This is a genomic window from Syntrophorhabdaceae bacterium (assembly GCA_035541755.1).
Taxonomy (GTDB): domain Bacteria; phylum Desulfobacterota; class Syntrophorhabdia; order Syntrophorhabdales; family Syntrophorhabdaceae; genus PNOF01.
Genome location: DATKMQ010000021.1, coordinates 1 through 18,628, shown reverse-complemented (window position 1 = coordinate 18,628; position 18,628 = coordinate 1). Strand labels below are relative to the sequence as shown.

Annotated in this window: 13 protein-coding genes; 7 read left to right on the top strand and 6 right to left on the bottom strand. The window is 52.4% G+C overall.

All coding sequences use genetic code 11. The annotated features are described in order from the left end of the window. Positions 1-79 precede the first annotated feature (79 nt). Together VMT62_01710 and VMT62_01705 are read left to right on the top strand one after the other, a co-directional pair. On the top strand, positions 80-712 hold the full coding sequence (locus VMT62_01710) for a DUF2284 domain-containing protein (protein HVN95120.1): 633 nt from the start codon (positions 80-82) through the stop codon (positions 710-712). Then, positions 694-1,209 carry a hypothetical protein gene (locus tag VMT62_01705; GenBank protein ID HVN95119.1) on the top strand — a complete coding sequence of 172 codons (516 nt, stop codon included), beginning with the start codon at positions 694-696 and terminating at the stop codon, positions 1,207-1,209. Before VMT62_01710 ends, VMT62_01705 begins: the two co-directional genes overlap by 19 nt. 56 nt (positions 1,210-1,265) lie before the next feature. Here VMT62_01705 and VMT62_01700 read toward each other — a convergent pair whose 3' ends face one another. Next, positions 1,266-2,801: an AMP-binding protein gene (locus tag VMT62_01700; GenBank protein HVN95118.1), complete on the bottom strand. Its 1,536-nt coding sequence runs from the start codon at positions 2,799-2,801 to the stop codon at positions 1,266-1,268. Between the two features lie 371 nt (positions 2,802-3,172). On the opposite strand from VMT62_01700, the gene VMT62_01695 reads away from it, so the two are divergent. Beyond that, the gene (locus VMT62_01695; GenBank protein ID HVN95117.1) at positions 3,173-4,423 is read left to right on the top strand and encodes a uroporphyrinogen decarboxylase family protein; all 1,251 of its coding nucleotides are present in this window, start codon (positions 3,173-3,175) and stop codon (positions 4,421-4,423) included. Positions 4,424-4,498: 75 nt separating this feature from the next. Here the strand turns inward: VMT62_01695 and VMT62_01690 are convergent, their stop codons facing one another. From VMT62_01690 to VMT62_01670, 5 genes are all read right to left on the bottom strand, one after another. After that, positions 4,499-6,109, bottom strand: coding sequence for an AMP-binding protein (locus VMT62_01690; protein HVN95116.1), 1,611 nt, complete (start codon positions 6,107-6,109; stop codon positions 4,499-4,501). 67 nt (positions 6,110-6,176) lie between these two features. Continuing rightward, positions 6,177-6,989, bottom strand: coding sequence for an acyl-CoA dehydratase activase (locus VMT62_01685; GenBank protein HVN95115.1), 813 nt, complete (start codon positions 6,987-6,989; stop codon positions 6,177-6,179). A 50-nt stretch (positions 6,990-7,039) separates the two neighbouring features. Next, positions 7,040-7,894 carry an acyl-CoA dehydratase activase gene (locus tag VMT62_01680; GenBank protein ID HVN95114.1) on the bottom strand — a complete coding sequence of 285 codons (855 nt, stop codon included), beginning with the start codon at positions 7,892-7,894 and terminating at the stop codon, positions 7,040-7,042. Positions 7,895-7,975: 81 nt separating this feature from the next. After that, on the bottom strand, positions 7,976-9,307 hold the full coding sequence (locus VMT62_01675; protein ID HVN95113.1) for a 2-hydroxyacyl-CoA dehydratase family protein: 1,332 nt from the start codon (positions 9,305-9,307) through the stop codon (positions 7,976-7,978). A gap of 24 nt (positions 9,308-9,331) precedes the next feature. Next, entirely contained in the window at positions 9,332-10,492 is a 1,161-nt protein-coding gene (locus VMT62_01670) for a 2-hydroxyacyl-CoA dehydratase family protein (protein ID HVN95112.1), read from the bottom strand. A gap of 243 nt (positions 10,493-10,735) precedes the next feature. Between VMT62_01670 and cysS the strand changes: the two genes are divergently transcribed. From cysS to VMT62_01650, 4 genes are all read left to right on the top strand, one after another. Then, the gene (cysS, locus tag VMT62_01665) at positions 10,736-12,181 is read left to right on the top strand and encodes a cysteine--tRNA ligase (GenBank protein HVN95111.1); all 1,446 of its coding nucleotides are present in this window, start codon (positions 10,736-10,738) and stop codon (positions 12,179-12,181) included. A 15-nt stretch (positions 12,182-12,196) separates the two neighbouring features. Continuing rightward, on the top strand, positions 12,197-12,748 hold the full coding sequence (locus VMT62_01660) for a 2-oxoacid:acceptor oxidoreductase family protein (protein ID HVN95110.1): 552 nt from the start codon (positions 12,197-12,199) through the stop codon (positions 12,746-12,748). A gap of 500 nt (positions 12,749-13,248) precedes the next feature. Next, positions 13,249-18,312: a PAS domain S-box protein gene (locus VMT62_01655; protein ID HVN95109.1), complete on the top strand. Its 5,064-nt coding sequence runs from the start codon at positions 13,249-13,251 to the stop codon at positions 18,310-18,312. A gap of 13 nt (positions 18,313-18,325) precedes the next feature. Next, positions 18,326-18,628, top strand: a 303-nt coding sequence (locus tag VMT62_01650) for a response regulator (GenBank protein ID HVN95108.1), incomplete at its 3' end; no start/stop codon positions are given.

Sequence of the window (18,628 nt, the reverse complement as noted above, 5' to 3'; positions counted from 1 at the left end):
GAGAATTGTTGAGATGTACATGTTTTATTTTGGCTTTGACTGTGATAAGGTTATGTACGCGCAAGATAAGGATAGCCCTGTGTCAATATCCCCCGATCGTCTCATAGACCAAGCAAGACAATGCGGGGCCGTCCGCGCAGCCCTGTTTGACACATCGACCCTTAGCTACTCGAGAGAATTTCGGCGCCTCTGCGAGCAGAACAAGTGTGGCCACTATGGAAAGAACTGGATGTGTCCACCCGCGGTGGGCGCTTTTGAAGAACTCAAGGCAAAGGCCGCCCGATATACATGCGGCCTCGTTTTCCAGACCGTCCACACGCTTTCCCATTCCCTTGACCGCAAGGGCATGCGAGCCGCCTTTGTCGAGCATGATCGGGTCTTAAGCAGGATAAAAAGATTGTTCACTGCCACCTACGCCATGAAAGATGTACTTGCGCTCGGCGCCGGTCCTTGCACACAGTGCCCGACTTGTTCGGCCGTCAATGGATCGCCATGCCCTTACCCCGATCGGGCTTACGCGTCGGTCGAATCGTACGGGATCGATGTGGCCGAGTTAGTGAGAAGATGCGAGATACCCTATCATAATGGGAAGAATACCGTGTCCTATGTGGGATGCATACTGTTCATGCCGGATGAGGATGCACACCCCTTGAAGACAAGGCAGGCAGTTTATCGCCATGAGGAGGTTGAACCATGCAACAATCCATCGTAAAGGTTAACAAGCTCGAATTGAATTGGCCCGAGATATGCCCTTACTGCGGTACCGACCTGAAAGGTGCCGAGGGTATCGTGGAGTTCAGCCTCAAGGTCAAGAAGGGGATCAAGGGGCTCCTCATGGAAGGTCTCGGATCAAGGAAACTTCCCATGAGATTGTGCAGGCCCTGTGCCAGGAGACTAAACGTCTTCAAAACCATGGAGACGATCGGCAGCATAGTGATGTTCGCGGCCATCCTGCTACCCGTTCTTTTGAAGACTCAGGCGATGCAGCGGATAACGTACGTGACCGGCTCCGCATCCTGGCTTGGGTTTATAGCCGTAGGTATCTGGCTTGGGTTAATACTCGTAGGCATAGGAGAAATGGGCGTGCTCAAATCGATCGGGGCCGAATGCAGGTTCCTTGCTCCCAACCGCTGGAGGCTCAAGTTTCATAACGGCGCCTTCACCAATGAGTTCTTAAACCTCAACGCCCGCTCCATCGAGAGAACATAGATCCTAAGCTGTCTCACGCGCTCGATAAAGACGAATCCTGTGCTGTCGGCAAAACCCTATTTCTGTTTTTCGAGATGCTCTCTCTTGACCTCGCGCTTAAGTATCTTTCCAGCCGGGCTTTTAGGCAGCTCGTTCACTATCTGGTACTCTTTAGGGACCTTAAAGGGTGCCAGGCGTCCCTTGAGATAGCCCTTCAGTTCCTTAGTGTCAATAGTTTGTCCGGGTTTGGGTACGATGAAAGCAGCCACCCGTTCGCCCCATTCCTTGTCGGGAAGGCCTATGGCCACGCATTCCTGCACCGCGGGCCAGGTGTAGAGGGCTTCCTCCACTTCGCGGGGAAAGACGTTTTCGCCGCCTGTGATAATGAGGTCTTTGAGACGGTCTACAATGTAAACGTACCCATTTTCGTCAAAAACACCGATGTCCCCTGATCTAAACCACGCATCTTTTTGTCTTCTCCTGTTGCCCTCTGGATACCAGAAAGATTCATGCGTTGCCTGGGGGTTGTGCAAATAACCCTTCATCACGTTATATCCGCGAATGCAGATCTCTCCTTCCTGCCCCTGCTCCAGGATGTGACCCGATGTGTGCCGTATCTGCACCTCAATCCCGTGCACCGGCTGCCCCACGGCGCCGACCACGTGCTTTTCAGGATAGTAATGATTGAAAGTAATGGGCATGGCCTCAGTCATTCCGTATGACTCCGCGATGGTGAGCCCTGTGAGCGCCTTCCATTGCTTCACAACTTCCATGGCCATGGAGGCCCCAGCCGAGAAACAGTAACGTACCTTCCCCATTTTCTTTTTGAGATCCTGAACGCCTAAAAGGCGCACGTAAACCGTGGGCACGGAGAAGAACTTGGTAACCCGGCCCTGTTCCATGAGCGCGAGCACCCGATCCAGATCTAATGCCGGCAACAGTTCCAAACACCCCGCGGTCATGATCGTTGAATTCATAACGTGTATCTGGCCGAAGACATGGTTAAAGGGCATGAAGCAGAGCGCAAGGTCGTTTTCCGTGGATCGCTCGTACACGGCGATCGCCTGACTCGAAAAGCTGATCCCCTCATGTGTCAGCATAACCCCTTTGGGCACGCCGGTAGTGCCGCCCGTGTAGAGTATGGCTGCCGTATCGTCCCGTTCTCTGTCGAGCGCCTTGAATGATCCGGAGCCCTTGTCCATGAGATCCTGAAGGGTAAGATCACAATCGGAGAGACATATGATCTTTTCGAGCATACCGGGGCCTTTCAAGTGGGCAAGATCAGATAATCTGTCGGGTGTGGTAAAGAGAATCCTCGGTTTGGCGTGGTTTAGCAGATTGGTCAGCTCCCCTGCGGTAATCGTGTTGAATAGCGTAACTGCCACCGCGCCGGCTTTGAGAACGCCAAAGTAGAAGATAATCCAATCCGCCGAATTGGGAGCGCATAAAGCGATAAGTTCCCCGGGCTTCACCCCCATCTTTATGAGACCCGTTGCGACCCGGTCGGCCTGATCGTTGAGTTCGGCGTAGGTCAATTGGCGGTCTGACTCCCGGATGGCCATATGATTGGGAAAGAAGGAAGCGGACAGTTCTAAATTTTTCGCAAGATTCATAACAAATCTCCTTGATAAAGTATTTCACTTCATTTGCAGGTTGTCTTCCATGCTCTGTATCTCGATGTGAAGGTGAAATTATCCATAACGAATACCATGAATTGTGGACTCTAACAAATACTCAACGTATTGAATATTTATCACAGCGAGGCACCGTATGTCAAATGAATTCTCCGCCATTTTGTGCTAAATAGCAGCAGCGCAGCGCGCCGATTGTAGCCAAAAAGAGTTTTAAATGCAATATATTGATATTTTATACGTTGACAATATCAATGCATCGTGGTATGGGGATAGGATAAGACTAAAAAGCCATGTCTTAGCTGGTCTATAGTGAGCACGTCACTTCGTGGCCAACGGACGGGAGGACAACTATGAGCAAATCATCTGAGGAGCTTTACGCAGAGCGAGAAAGGAGGGTGCTTGACGCAATCGCGCTTAAGAAGCCGGATCGGGTCCCCATCATGGTGATGTTTGGTTTTTTTCCTGCGCGGTACTCGGGATGGACCGTAGAACAGGTCATGTACGACCCGGAGAAGCTCTGGAAGGCACAGTGGAGGACCATGCTCGAATTCGAGCAGGATATGGAACAAAACCCATTCGGTCTGAGATTCCTGGGTCCTCTGCTTGACGCCCTCGACTTCAAACAGCTCCTCTGGTCAGGCCACGGCGTGGGCGCAGATTTCTCTTACCAGTTCGTCGAGGGCGAATACATGAGGGCAGACGAATATGACCGCTTTCTGTTCGACCCCACCGACTTTATGCTGCGCTGTTACTGGCCCAGGGTCTTTGGCGCGTTACGCGGGCTAACGAAGCTCGGACCCCTGCGCGATATTATCACCTACTCCATCGGCACACCTTTTGGTTTTGGTATTTTCAGCGCGCCTGACGTAGTGGAAACCCTGGAGGCTCTGAAAAGGGCGGGAGAAAAGTCAGCGGAAATAGCGTCTTACACGCGAGACTTTTCCGTTAAGGTGAGGGAGGCGGGATTTCCCATGCAGACAGGAGGTTTCGCTCAAGCCCCCTTCGATACGCTCGGTGACTATTTCCGTGGCACCAAAGGGCTTATGCTTGATATGTACAGGCGACCCGACAAGGTGATTGCTGCGTGCGAAAAGCTGCTCCCCATTATGCTCGAAATGGCGGTAGGAGCTGCCCGGACTTCCGGCAACCCGAGGATATTCATCCCTATCCATAAAGGCATTGACGGTTTCATGTCTCAAGATCAGTTCAATAAATTCTTTTGGCCGACCTTGAAGGAGCTCATGACTAACCTGATCAACGAAGGATTGACCCCCTGTCCCCTATGGGAGGGAAACTGCACGTCGCGTCTTGAAACGATCAGGGATATCCCGGCCGGCAAGGCTATCTACGCCTTTGAGTCTACAGACATATTCAAGGCCAAACAGATCCTGAAAGAGACTGTGTGCTTAAGGGGCAATGTCCCTCTTTCCCTCCTGGTAACAGGAACGACTGACGACGTCAAAGCATACTGTAAAAGACTTATCGATATCGTGGGCGAAAACGGAGGATTCATCCTGGACGCGGGCGCAGCGCTCGATGATGCGAGGCCTCAAAACGTGCGGGCTATGTTCGAGTTCACAAAAGAATACGGCGTGTATTAGAGACGAGTAACTATCATGAAGGAAGAAGGGGCGGCTCGTAACCGCCCCTTTTTTGCATGTTAACTCTCACGCCGATTATTGATGGTCTTTCCACATACCGTACTTCTCTCGTAGGACTCTGTGGAGGATTTTGCCGTTGCCTGTTCTTGGCATCTCCTCGTCCTTGATAAACACAACGCTTTTGGGCACCTTGAAGCCGGCAATCTTGCCCTTGCAGAACGCGGATATTTCCTCAGGCTTGGCACTCTTGCCTTCATGGAGCACGATAACCGCCATGACCGACTCACCCCACTTCTCGTGGGGCACGCCGATGACGGCCACATCTTTCACCTTCTCGTTTGCCCCTATGCAGTTCTCCACCTCGGAAGGAAAGATATTCTCGCCGCCCGAGATGATCATGTTTGCCTTCCTGTCTACGAGAAACAGGTACCCCTCTTCGTCTTTGTAACCCATATCACCTGCGCTGAAGTAGCCGCCCTCCTTGAAAGCACCGGCGGTCTTTTCGGGGTCTTTCCAATAGGCAGAGAAGAGCATGGGACTTCTCGAATAGACCTCGCCCACCTTGTTGGGTTCGGTGATCAGATTGCCTTCTTCGTCATAGAGCCTGAGCAGATCGGAGCCTATGACCTCGCGGCCGCAGGAGCCGAGTTTTGTGAGCTGTTCCTCGGGCTTCAAAATCGTGACGCATCCCGCCTCGGTCGATCCGTAGGCCTCATCGAGCTTGGAATTGGGGAACATCTTGAGGATGCCGAGCTTCGTATCCCTTCTCGCGGGCGCAGAGGAAATAAGGAGTTTCTTGATTGAGGTAAGATCGTATTTGTTCTTCACCTGATCGGCAAGGGAAAGCAGCATGATGTAATGGGTCGGCACCAGAGAGGTGAACGTGACTTTGTGATCGGAAAATGTCTTGAGCAGATCTTCGGCGTCGAAGCTCACCATATTGTAGCACATGACGGTGGCGCCCACCCAGGTGTTCACGAATGAATAATTGAGTGAGTTGATGTGACAACAGGGCATGACGAGCAGGTTCACGTCGTCATGGCTGAAGAAGTGGTCGTGGATCATGATGAAATACTGGGAAAAGAGTGACCGGTGGCTCTTCATCACGCCTTTGGGTTTGCCGGTGGTACCACTCGTGTACATGATGATCCACGTGTCCTCGGCGTCCACGATGGTGGCCGGCTCTTTTGGGCTCGCTTTAGCAAGCGTACTCTCGTAATCTATGTAGCCCTCATATTTCGGGGCGTCAAAGCCGAAGGAAATATACTTCTCCACAGTGGGGAGGTTCTTTTTCATGCCGTCCACCATCTTGATCCAGGGAAATTCTTTCCCGTCTTTTTTGTCAAGGCCGCCCTGCACGATAAAGACCTTGCATTCGCTGTGATTGATGTTATATTCCATCTCCGACGCTGAAAGCCTGAACATGATGGGCACGACGATAAAACCTCCTTTTGCCGCGGCCGCATACATGTCCATCCATTCGGCGCAGTTATACGCCAGGGCCGCGAACCTATCGCCCTTCTTCATGCCGAGTGCAGCGAGCGCGTTTGCCAGTTTGCATGCGCGTTCGTTCCATTCCTTGAATGTGTACTCTCTGTAAAGGTCTTTGGAACCGATCTTGTTCGGCCATTTAGCCGCATTGACTTTCAATACTTCCTTTGCCGTAAGCCATTGAACAGTCTGCATAACTATCCTCCTTGAACTTGTTGTGTGTTAAGAGAAAAGGCAAACCTTTTTCTTCTCATCGTGTTTTTCATATACGTTTTTCCGATTCTTTATCGCCGCCATTAAGACTGACCATTCTCAACGCGAGAAGAGCGGCGCCAAGCGCGGCAGTAATCTGCGGGTCGTGAGGTGTAAGGACCTCTATGTTCAACTCCGATTCTATAGTCTTAACGAGCCCTACGTCCTTGGCGCCTCCGCCCGTTACCGCGCATGCCCCGACAAGACCAATGCGGGTTACGAGGTTCACGATCTTGGACGCCATGGCCTTATGGATACCTGCGAGGATATCTTCCGCACAGGCGCCCTCTGCGATACGGGATACCGCTTCGGATTCGGCAAAGACCGCGCAGCCCGTTGTGAACTGCACCGGATTGGAAGACGCAAGCGAGCGCGGCCCGATCTCGTCGATGCCCATATGGAGTATACGGGCGATGACCTGAAGGAATTTTCCACTGCCTCCGGCGCACTTCTCATTGAGCAGGAAACTCAAGGTTCTCCCCGCATCATCGAGCCGGATCACCTTGCTGAATTGAGCGCCTATATCGATGAGGGTCCTCACTGAGGGAAAGACAAGATGGATTCCTGCGGCGTGACAGGAAATGTCCGTGGCCGTACTGTTGGCGAATGGAACCATGGCCGCCCCATATCCTGTGGCGAGCGTGAAACAAATATCTTCTAAGGTAAGGTTAATCTTTTTCAGCACCTCTTCAGCAACGTTTCGGGCCGTTTCCTGATAATTCCCTCCGGAGGGCGCGATCGCGTAAGATCGAATTGCCTTATCTTCGCAGATCACGGCCTTGGAATACCCGGAGCCCACATCAATGCCTAACGCATACGCCATAGATCAATCCTCCTCATCCCCTTCACCGGCCGCGGTCTGTACTATCGTGCTCACAAGAATAAGCTTGCCTCCTTGAGCCCTTCCCCGCTCCTTTTAAGTTTCTCCCCTTTTGCCCAAGCGTTCTGAAAAAGCTCTTTTGCCATAAGCGCCGCTCCCAGGGCGCCGGTGAGCAGTGGTTCGTGAGGGACAAGCAGAGCAAATCCGAATCTTTTCTCGAGCGCTTTTACGAGTCCAATATTTTTGGCGCCTCCGCCGGTTACTGCCACGTCCTGTTCGATCTTCAGTTTATTCACCATAGCGCATATCCTTGCCGCAACCGCGTCGTGGATACCGGCGGTAAGGCTGGCAAGAGGCTCTCCGTTTGCGAGCTGGGAGACGACCTCCTGTTCGGCAAAAACCGTGCACGTATTGGCGATGGGGGTCACTTTTTCCGCTGAGACAGAGAGCGCGCCCAGGGCATCGAGCGGCACATTAAGGGCATCGGCGATAATCTCGAGAAAACGGCCGGTTCCGGCGGCGCATTTGTCGTTCATCACAAAATCGATCACCTTTCCGTTCTTTATCCGTATGCCCTTGCTGTCCTGTCCCCCGATATCAATGATCGTCCGGGCTGTAGGAAGAAGGCTGTGCAACCCCTTTGCGTGACAGGTGATCTCTGTGATTTGTTTGTCTGCGAAAGGAACGTTGATCCTGCCGTATCCGGTGGCAATGATATAGGTGAGGTCGTCAAAGGCAAGATGCGCGTGTTCAAGCGCCTCTTCCATGACTTTATCTGCTAATTTCCGGTGCTCCGGCCCGGTGGGGCCCACAACTGAAGCCCTGAGCCCCTCATTGACTATGACCACCTTGGTCATGGTGGAGCCAATATCCACACCGGCAAAATACTGATTCATTTCTGTGCGCACTTAAAGCCTTCCGGGATGATATGAGGTCAGGCATTGGATAAACCTTATTTGTCCTCTCGGTTCTTGATCTTCCCGATTACGCTAATTCGTTCTTTTCTTGTGGGCCTCCAGCGTCTCGACGAAGGCGTCAATCCTGTTGTGGGTGTCTATTTCATTATAAGAGCTGATATCAACGATGTCGCCTTCCATGATAAGCGTGGGTATGTCTCCATATACCTTCTTCAAAACCTGGGCCTGCTGGACGATACCTGCATGCCAGCTCCGGCAGGAAAAAGCCGAATGGAAGACGACTCCGTCACAGTTGTAATCCTCAAGGTATTCGATAATGCGCTCAACTTTTGGCAACGAACCCGGGCGCCTCCTGGCCTTTTCGTACCAGTGGGTCCAGAACCTTACCCATCGCCAGGCGATGTGCTCAAGGGGGTCGTTCGTTTTCGGGAGATCGAGACGATCAAGCTTCTCTGCATTCCGATACGTGACCTCAACCGGGAACACGACCCCTTTGTCATTGAAGTACTGAAAATCGCTTAAGGCAAACCAGGATGGAAGTCCCGCACCCCAGACCACACGGTATTTTTCATTCTCGGCCACACCCTTCTTCTGTTCTATCTTCCGTTTCAACTCTTCTTGCAGCATCACGTAGTAATCGTATGCCTCCTGGGTGCCGAGATTGAAGGTAACCGGCACCATGGTGTTCATGGCATCGCCTGTATCCATAGGGGTCGGGATGGCCCTGCGCAGCTCGTAGGTTTCAATGAAAAGGTCCCATGTCCGATCCGTGAGATCGACGATAGTCGCGAGCCTGTCCCAGTCCATCTTTTTTCCGGTATGCTTCTCACAGAAAAGGACGAGCTCCCGAAGCTCATCGGCGGCATATTTTACATAGAGTTTCTCCTGGTCCTTGTGATCCATATTGGGGTCCCAGGGCGGATAGTACATACTTCCCACGAACACCGGCACGTCCTGCAGGTAGTGCTGGGTTGCCTGGGGCCACTTGAAGCGGGGATCGCAGAGCTGCTGGGCGCTGCCGATAATCATATCCGGTCTCGCCATGCCGCCCCAGGGCGTCTCTGGAGGGATCTGGCCGCCGAGCTCTTCGCGCCAGACATCAAACCCTATGGTGCATGTCGCGTAGGTGCAGAGCGACCGGGAAAAATTCTCCGCCTCTGCTTTCTGCAGGTATTTTTCCGCGTCACGCTTGGCAGCACACACCCCGGCAAAACTCTCGCCATACGCCGGAACGATGTCCATCGCCCGTATGATCTCGTCCTGGCCGTCGTTGATGTACGTATAGGCCACCTTCTTCCCCTCTTCCCTGGCTTTGAGGGTGGAAGCCATGTTACCCCGCACAAACTTCGCTATCTTCCCCGCAGATTCAGTTGCCAGTGTTCTTGGTTTTTTGTCTTCAGCCATATGATTATCCTCACCGTATAGTATTTATACGATCATCTCCATAAATGCCTCTATCCTGGTCTTAATCCTCGGCAAAGTAGAGGTGGAGTACTCATCTTCAAGGTAGAGCACAGGAACGCCGGACGATTCCACAAAGCTTTTCACCGCAGGAATGTCAAAACCATAGGGGTCGCAATACTTGTAGGTGAAAAGAATGACGCCGTTAATATTGAAGTCATCGATATACTGCTTCAAATGACCGAACCGCGCCTCAAGATTCTCCCGATAGTTTGCTCCTTCGCTCACGAAGGTCGTAGGGATCTTGAGCTTCTTGAGGTAACGTTCGGCGAGACCGGAAACGGGGTCGGCGGTATCGTCCACATCGGGCCAGTAGACCTTGCTGCCGATCGAGATATCATCCATGACGAGCGCCGCGCCTGCCTTTTCTATGGTGTCGATCACGGCTATGTCGTCGAGCTGGTCTCCCACGATCATGATCCGGGGAACCTTGCCGCGTGGGGAAATCTCTCGTTCCTTCACCTGACGGGTGACACCTTCTATGAGGGCGCTCGATTCGGTAACAGGGAGGCTCATGCACGCCACGAGGACCTTCATCATTTCAACGCCGGTAATGAGGGGGGTATCGCCTCTCCTCAGGTTGTAAAGCCCTCTCATAAGGCGCCTGTTCTCATTGTGGTCTTTCACGGCCTGAGCTAAGGCTTGGTCAGTGATCTTTGTGCCGAGGAACTTCTCCAGACTGGCAATGAAAATGCGGAGAATCTCCTTGGTGAATTCCACCGATGGGCCGTCGGTGACGTGGGGCATGTTGAGGAAATGCCAGTATGGCAGTTTGAGACTGTAGTTCCACACGTCGCTTGTCCTGTCGATGCTATCGCACTGGTGCGGCAAGACCATGCCATCAAGGAAGTTGAAATTCCCCTTGAGCGCCGAATCGAAGACGTTGCGTACGAAGGGACAGACGATCGTTTCCATGTAGGCGTCCGCTTTTGTGATGGGTTGGGACACGTCACCCTTGAGTCTCACCGGCACCGCTTTGGCCGCCGTCATGATCTCCACGGGGGCAAGTGCGGAAAGATAGCCGATAATCTTGTTGCCCGCGGCCTTTAGCTCTTTTGCCCTTGAACCATATTCCCGATAATATCTGTCTGCTGTCGCCAAATCAAATGTTGCCTGCAATCCCGTCATATTGGCTCCTCATGTGCGCCCCGATCGATGAACCGACCGAGGCGATGGTGTCCTCGTCTCTTTTGAAACTACGTTCCGTATGCAAAACTGCTCAGGATTACGATAGGACGCGCGAATGGAAATCGATGAATCACTTAAGAGTTTAAACCGGACGTCCCTAAAAAGTCAAAATTGCGTTGAACACCTGTAACAGTTTGCTTTGACAAGGTAAGCTCCGCTGTGGTAAATAATACGGTCAACGCCATGACTCTAAGGGTTTACAACACGATGTCCGCCAGAAAAGAGGTGTTCACGCCCCTTCAAGAGGGGAAGGTGAAGATGTATGCCTGCGGCGTCACAGTGTACGACCATTCTCACATCGGACATGCACGTTCCGGTATTGTCTTCGACACGATCTATCGGTACCTTCGCGCCAGGGGCAATGACGTGGATTTTGTGAAGAATTTTACCGATATCGACGATAAGATCATCAGGAAATCGCAAGAGGAGAAATTATCCTGGCAGGAAGTGGGGCAGAAGTATATTGCGTCATACTACGAGGATATGGATGCCCTCAATATACTGCGGCCCACTTATGAGCCCAGGGCCACCGAGCACATTGATGACATGATCGGGCTCGTGGCCACGCTCCTTAAGACGGGCCACGCATACACGATGGGAGGGGACGTCTATTTTTCTGTTGAAAGTTATCCTGGCTACGGGGAGCTCTCCAAGAGATCTCTTGAAGAGATGATGGCGGGGGCGCGCGTCGAAATAGATGAAAAGAAGAAAAACCCCCTCGATTTCGCGCTCTGGAAGGCTTCAAGGCAGGGCGAACCCTCCTGGGATGCCCCTTTCGGTAGCGGCCGGCCCGGCTGGCACATAGAGTGCTCCGTTATGAGCACAAAATATCTGGGAAACCCCTTTGACATCCACGGGGGAGGCAAAGACCTGGTCTTTCCTCATCACGAAAACGAACGTGCCCAGACGGAAGCGGCAACAGGCGCGAAATTTGTCAACTATTGGGTTCACAACGGTTTCGTGAATATCGACCGGGAAAAGATGTCCAAATCCATAGGCAACACCCTTCTCATCAAGGATTTTTTCAATCAATACCATGCCGAGGTACTGCGACTCTTCTTCCTCACCACCCATTACAGAAGCCCTGTTGATTACAGCACCCGATCCGTGGAGGACGCCAACAACGTGCTCCACAGGCTCTACTACACCCTCGAGCGCGCATTAGCAGCGCAGAAAGGGAAGAACGTGAATCCCGCACGGTATCCTGAGGGCGATGAGATCGAGAAAAAGTTCTTTGAAGCCATGGATGACGATTTCAACACTGCACTGGCGCTCTCCTACGTTTTGGAGATATCCAAGAATATCAACAAAATGGTCGACGATCAAGACGAGAGCCTTATCCCTCTTATCGCATACACCAGCCACATTTTTATGACCCTCTCTGATATCCTGGGGCTCATGAAAAATGACGTGAGCGCCATGGAATCAGAGGAGAAGGTACGTCATATGAAACGTCTTGGGCTCGACCCATCCTTTGTTGAGAATGCGATGCGACAACGAATGGAAGCGAGGCAAAGCAAGAATTACCAGAAGGCTGACGAAATCCGCGCCATGTTATCAGAAAAAGGTATCGCGCTTCTTGATACACCGAATGGCACCGAATGGCGGATCAAATACACTGCGAGATAAGAGGAGGCGGTCAAGATGATAGAAGTGAGATTTCATGGAAGGGGCGGTCAGGGCGCTGTCACCGCAGCAGAAATCGTTGCCCAGGCGGCGATAAAGAAAGGGGAATACGCCCAGGCTTTTCCCAGCTTCGGACCTGAACGAAGAGGTGCCCCGGTGCAGGCGTTTTTGAGGGTTTCTGACAAACCTATCAGGCTTCGGTCAAAGATTTACAAACCGGATAACGTGGTCATCCTGGACCCTACGCTCGTCGCTTCGGCCAATCCCGCCTTGGGACTCAAGCAAGGTGGCTTCGTGATCATCAATACAAATAAATTTGAGGAAGATTTGAAAAAGATGTTCCCGGGCTTAAACGTGGCCTACGTGGATGCCTCAAAGATTGCCAAGGAGGAGATGGGAGTCAACATAACCAACACTACCATGCTTGGCGCGCTCGTGAAGGCCACCGGGGTTGTGGCTCTGGAGGACATGGTTGAACCGGTGAACAACCGTTTTGGCAAGATTGCCCAGAAGAATATCAACTCTTACACCAGGGCGTTTAACGAGACCAAGATCATTAAAGCCCCGTAAGGGGAAAGACCGTCTCATGCCACACCGGCCCCGCCCAAATTTTCAGGCTTGTGGCATGAGACTTCTGTTCACTAACCTCTCATAGCTTGTCGCCCATGTTAAGCGTTAATAGCTTGTCGCGCGACCCATCACCCTCTTCTCTGATTCCTTATCTAACGTAATAAGCGGGTTCCTGGCGCTTTCTCACCTGGCTTTGATCTGGTTGACAGATATAATTTTACGGGCTATAAGTAACTTATAAAGGGGGTGCTATGATAAGCATCTTGCGCGCAGGAGACAAAAGCCGTGCCCCCGTCGTATGGAGCGGTAAGAGTAGAGTTTCCAGGTTTTTTCCCCGCTCGTTCCATCAGAGAGCCATGTCAGGCTCGTTCGTTCCCGGCGATCACGCTTATTTATTCTCCCGAAAAGACGATAATCTGATTGAAGAGTTGCATTTGTGCATGCCATCGATGAGGCCATACGATTGAGACTATCTTTGAGACGGAGTTGCCTCAAGACAGATGAAGACACCAAGCGGGGCCAAAAAGGGACCAAATAGCTCGCATTCAGTGATACATCCTGCAGAACGCGAGCGGACACAAGAGGAAATCCGAAAACTCAATGAAGAGCTCACGGAACGGGTGAGACAGTATGCCTCCGAATTGGCCGAAACTCGCGAGGCGTTAAAAAGAAGTGAATCCATTCTGCAGTCCGTATTCTCCGCTTCTACTGTAGGTATCCATATCGTCACCGCCGACAGATTGATCCGCTGGATGAACCACAGAATGACGCTCATCACCGGATACACGCTGGAAGATATAAAGGACAGGAATCCGAGGATTTTTTACGCTGACGATGAAGAGTTCAACCGCGTGAGAGGGCTCGTCTTTGAAAAAGTCTTGCGAGGCAATAGCATGGAAGCGGACACCAGATGGGTCCGTAGAGACGGGAAGATTCGTGACATCCACTTGAGCGTGGCCCCCATAGACCCGGCCGATGCTTCGCTCGGTCAGGTCTCGATAGTGACCGACGTTACCGAACAGAGGGAAGCGGAAAAAAACCTTCTTGAATCCGAAGAACGATACAGAACGGTCATCGAGCATTCCAGTAATGGAGTCGCAGTCGTTAAAGATTACAGGATTATCTATGTTAACAGAAGATTCGTGAGCCTCTTCGGTTATGATAGGGAAGAGGAGGTTTTGGGCAAATCTCCTTTTATGACCGTTTATCCCGATGACCGGAAGTTGGTAGTCGATAGAAACAGCGATACCCTGGCCGGCAGGCAAACACCTCCGGAGTACACCTTCAGGGGTATAAAGAGGGACGGCTCAATCGTAGATGTCGAAGTCTCGGGGGTCCTGGCGTCGCTTCACGGAGCCAGGGTGACCATCAATTTCTTTAAAGACATTACGGAGCGAAAAAAGGCTGAAGAGGCGCTTAAGGCAAGCGAGGAGAGGTTTCGGACCCTGGTCGAGGAATCATCGGAGGTGATACAGCTCATCGATGCCAACGGAAGAAGGACCTACGTATCGCCCAGTGTCACTCGGATCCTTGGATACTCACAGGAAGAGTTCCTCGCCCAGACGCGCGACCAGGCTTTCCATCCTGACGACAGGACCGATGTAGATGCTGCTCACATGCGAACATATAGTCATCCCGGCGAGATGATTACCTCGATATACAGGAGAAAACACAAAGACGGGAGCTGGCGCTGGACGGAGAACCGGGTCCGCACTATGTTCACTGACCACAACCTCGATGTCCATATCGTGAATTTTCACGATATTACGGAACGCAAGAACGCTGAAGAGGCGCTTAAGGCAAGCGAGGAGAGGTTTCGGACTTTGATCGAAGAATCATCGGAGGTGGTACAGCTTGTCGACACCGAGCAAAAAAGAAGCTATGTATCGCCGACCGTCACGAGGATCCTCGGATACACACCGGAAGAGTTTCTTGCGCAGACGCTGGAGGAACGTGTCCACCCTGACGACGTGCACCTCGTACAAGCTTCCCAGTCTTGGGTCAGGGAACGCTCCGGGGAGACGATTGCGTCCATATTTCGGAGAAAACACAAAGACGGGAGCTGGCGATGGACGGAGAACAGGGCACGCACTATGTTCACCGACCACGATCTGGATGTCTATGTCGTGAATTTTCACGACATTACGGAACGCAAGAACGCTGAAGAGGCGCTTAAGGCAAGCGAGGAGAGGTTTCGGACCCTGGTCGAAAAATCGTCGGATGTGATACAGCTTGTGAGTAGCGACCGACAAAGGTTCTACGTATCGCCGACTATCACAAATATCCTCGGATACACGCCGGAAGAGTTCCTCGCCCAGCCATCCGAGTACGGTACCCACCCTGACGACAGGGCCGCTGTAGAAGCCGCACACGTAAGGGCAGTCAACAATCCCGGAGAAGCGATTATATTGATAGCGAGAAGAAGGCACAAAGACGGGAGCTGGCGCTGGTGCGAGACCACGTTACGCAATCTCATTGACGACCCCAACGTGCACGCCCAGGTTATCAATTTTCACGATATTACGGAACGAAAGAATGCGGAAGAGGCGCTTAAGGCAAGCGAGGAGAGGTTTCGGACTTTGATCGAGAAGTCGGAAGAGGTTATCTCTCTCACCGACGCAAACCACAAACGCCTGTACATATCTCCCACGGTTGAAGCCGTGCTCGGATATTCTTCGGAAGAGTATGCCGCCATGAAATGGGTGGACGTGTGTCATCCCGATGAATGGCCGATGCTCGACAGGAACAGGGATTGGATGCTCAAACACCCGGGAGAAATGATAAAATTCATTAACCGGTTGCGCCACAAAGACGGGAGCTGGCGATGGGTTGAGGCAACATCCCGCAATCTTCTCGCTAACCCAGGTGTGCGAGCCATGGTGACCAACTTCCACGATATTACGGAACGAAAAATCGCTGAAGATGCGCTTAAGCAAAAGACGGAGGAACTGGACCGTTTCTTCAACATCACCCTGGACCTGTTGTGTATCGCCGATATTGAAGGCAACTTCCGGCGGTTGAACCGTGCCTGGGAAGCCGTATTAGGATACCAGAACAAGGACCTGGAGGGACGCAAAATCATCGATTTCGTGCACCCCCACGACGTGTCTGCCACGCTTGAAGCGCTCAGCGATCTCACCGCCCAGCGGACCGTGCTAAATTTCGTGAACCGCTGCAGACGCAAAGACGGGGGCTGGCGCTGGATAGAATGGCGTTCGGCCCCTGCCGGCAATCTCATCTATGCAGCGGCCCGTGATATCACGGAACGGAAACAAACCGAAGAGGCCTTAAAACAGGCCAAGGAGGCGGCCGAGGCGGCCACACTGGCAAAAAGCAACTTCCTGGCCAACGTGAGTCATGAGATTCGCACGCCCATGAACGCTATCATAGGACTAAGCCGCCTGGCCCTGCAAAACAACCGTTCAACCAAACAGCACGATTACTTGACCAAAATTCAAACATCGGCTCAAACCCTCCTCGCCATCATCAATGATATTCTCGACCTTTCGAAGATGGAAGCGGGCAGACTCGTGATCGCATCAACAGTCTTCCCTCTGGACAGGTTTATACGTAACGTTGCCGCCGTTACCTCACTGAAAGCAAAGGAAAAGGGACTTGCATTCTCCTTTCGCGCCCTCCCCGATGTACCCCCGGTGCTCAAAGGCGATCCGCTCCGGTTGGGCCAGGTGCTGGTCAATCTCATCGGCAATGCCGTGAAATTTACCCACACGGGCGAAATTGCCGTGGAGATTAAAAAAATAGGGGAGAAACAGGCAAGAGGAGTTCTCCTTGAGTTTTCAGTCCGCGACACGGGCATCGGCATAAGCCCGGAGCAAAAGGCAAAACTCTTTACACCATTCGTCCAGGCGGACGAGTCAACAAGCCGCAGATACGGCGGCACGGGCTTGGGTCTCGCCATCAGTAAAGAGCTGGTGGAACAGATGGGCGGCACAATCCACGTTGTGAGCGCCATGGGCAAGGGCAGCACTTTTAGCTTCGCTGTGTGGCTCGGTAGAGAAGAGAAATGGACCAAACAGGCACTCGCGCTACCCGATAGCCTTCGAGGCTTGAAAGTGCTTGTTGTTGATGATCATGAGGAAGATGTGACGGTACTTTCAGCCATGCTCACCGGGATGTCCTGCAGCATTACTTCAGTAACGTCGGCCGCGGCAGCGCTCAAAGAACTTCAAAAGAAAAGCAACGGTTTCGACCTTGTGCTCATGGACTTGAATGTACAGGATGTGGACGGCATGGACGCAATGAGCCGCATGAGAACGCGGACGGATCTCCGTAAAATCCCCAAGGTTTTTTTCATCACGACAGAAGGCGGGGAAGAGGCAGCGAGATTGACCGAGCAATTAGGGTTAGACGGCCTCCTGACAAGACCCATTGAGGAATCCGTCCTGGTTGACACGATTACGGCTGCTTTCAACCGGGATGTCAATGATAGAGGTAGGCTGGCGGTGGGCAACAATACCGGACGGGAAAAAATCAAACAGATTAAGGGGGCACGGGTGCTCCTCGTGGAGGACAACGAGATTAATCGACAGGTGGCAAAAGAAATGCTGGAAGGATTCGGCCTGGTGGTGGAGACCGCCGTTGACGGGTTTCAAGCCATACAGCGAGTCGCCGATACCAAGGCGCCAGCCCTTCATGCCATCCTGATGGACATCCAGATGCCCCACGTGGATGGCTTCGAGGTAACGAGAAATATCCGTGAAGTTCTGTCCAGCCGGGCTGTTCCCATTATTGCTATGACTGCCCATGTGATGGATTCCGATCGACAGAAATGCTTTGACGCGGGTATGAACGACTACGTGCCAAAGCCCATAGAACCCAACGAGCTTGCCGACATTTTGATCCACTGGGTGAAACCGAGGAAGGGGCTCGCGGCACAGCTTGCTCCAAAAGCAAACCGCAGCAGAGCAGCCGCAGTCTCCGCGCCGATCATGGGCCTTCCCGAGAACCTGCCGGGCATCAACATGGAGACCGCCTTAAGGAGGGTATCGCAGGACAGGGAATTATTGCTCAAGCTCCTTGACACGTTCGCAAAGAATTATTCGGGAACAGCGCAAGAGATCCGCAAAACCCTGGCAGATGGAGACATAGAGCTTGCACAACGTCTTGTCCATAGCTTGAAGGGCGTCTCAGGAAATCTTTCCGCTGACCGCGTATGTGCGGCTGCCCGTGATCTTGAGAGCGCCATTAAAGCTGGCGCCGATGCGCGCATCCCCGACTCCCTTGAAGAACTGGAGCGAGAGCTGAGCACGGTAATAGAAGGCTTGAAAGATCTTTCTATGGGTCAGGTCCGACAAGAGGCAGAGGAGAGTGTCCGTGTGAGGTCTGAAAATATTGCGCCCGTCTTGAGAGAGATGGACGGTCTTCTTTCTAGAAACAGCCTTAGCGCCCGAAAAGGACTGGCGATGCTCAGGCAGCAGTTGAAAGGGGCATTGTTTAGACCAATAATGGACAAGCTCGAAGAGGATCTGAATCGGATGGATTTTAGGGATGCCGCTGAGCGCCTTGCCGCAATAGCTCAGATGCTCCATATACGGCTCTCGTAGGAGGAGTTGATAGATGAACACGAGAAAGCAGACCGTCCTTATCGTGGATGACGAACCCACGAACATCGAGATTTTGAACCGTGCTCTCGGGACCGATTACGAGATACTGGCCGTCACAAGTGGAAAAGAGGCCCTGGAAATTGCGGCTCATCAGTCCCCTGATCTCATTGTTCTCGATATCATCATGCCGGTAATGAGCGGTTATGAAGTCCTGCAAAATCTAAAACAGAGCGCGTCCCTCAAGGAGATACCCGTAGTATTCATTACGGCCCTTGATCGTGAGGACCGGGAGACGAGAGGGCTCGAGCTGGGCGCC

What these genes read in the sequence shown, in the direction of transcription:
- VMT62_01705 (HVN95119.1), top strand. Translation starts at nt 694, where the DNA reads ATGCAACAATCCATCGTAAAGGTTAACAAGCTCGAATTGAATTGGCCC.
- VMT62_01700 (HVN95118.1), bottom strand. Translation starts at nt 2,801, where the DNA reads ATGAATCTTGCGAAAAATTTAGAACTGTCCGCTTCCTTCTTTCCCAAT.
- VMT62_01695 (HVN95117.1), top strand. Translation starts at nt 3,173, where the DNA reads ATGAGCAAATCATCTGAGGAGCTTTACGCAGAGCGAGAAAGGAGGGTG.
- VMT62_01690 (HVN95116.1), bottom strand. Translation starts at nt 6,109, where the DNA reads ATGCAGACTGTTCAATGGCTTACGGCAAAGGAAGTATTGAAAGTCAAT.
- VMT62_01685 (HVN95115.1), bottom strand. Translation starts at nt 6,989, where the DNA reads ATGGCGTATGCGTTAGGCATTGATGTGGGCTCCGGGTATTCCAAGGCC.
- VMT62_01675 (HVN95113.1), bottom strand. Translation starts at nt 9,307, where the DNA reads ATGGCTGAAGACAAAAAACCAAGAACACTGGCAACTGAATCTGCGGGG.
- VMT62_01670 (HVN95112.1), bottom strand. Translation starts at nt 10,492, where the DNA reads ATGACGGGATTGCAGGCAACATTTGATTTGGCGACAGCAGACAGATAT.
- cysS (HVN95111.1), top strand. Translation starts at nt 10,736, where the DNA reads ATGACTCTAAGGGTTTACAACACGATGTCCGCCAGAAAAGAGGTGTTC.
- VMT62_01660 (HVN95110.1), top strand. Translation starts at nt 12,197, where the DNA reads ATGATAGAAGTGAGATTTCATGGAAGGGGCGGTCAGGGCGCTGTCACC.
- VMT62_01655 (HVN95109.1), top strand. Translation starts at nt 13,249, where the DNA reads ATGAAGACACCAAGCGGGGCCAAAAAGGGACCAAATAGCTCGCATTCA.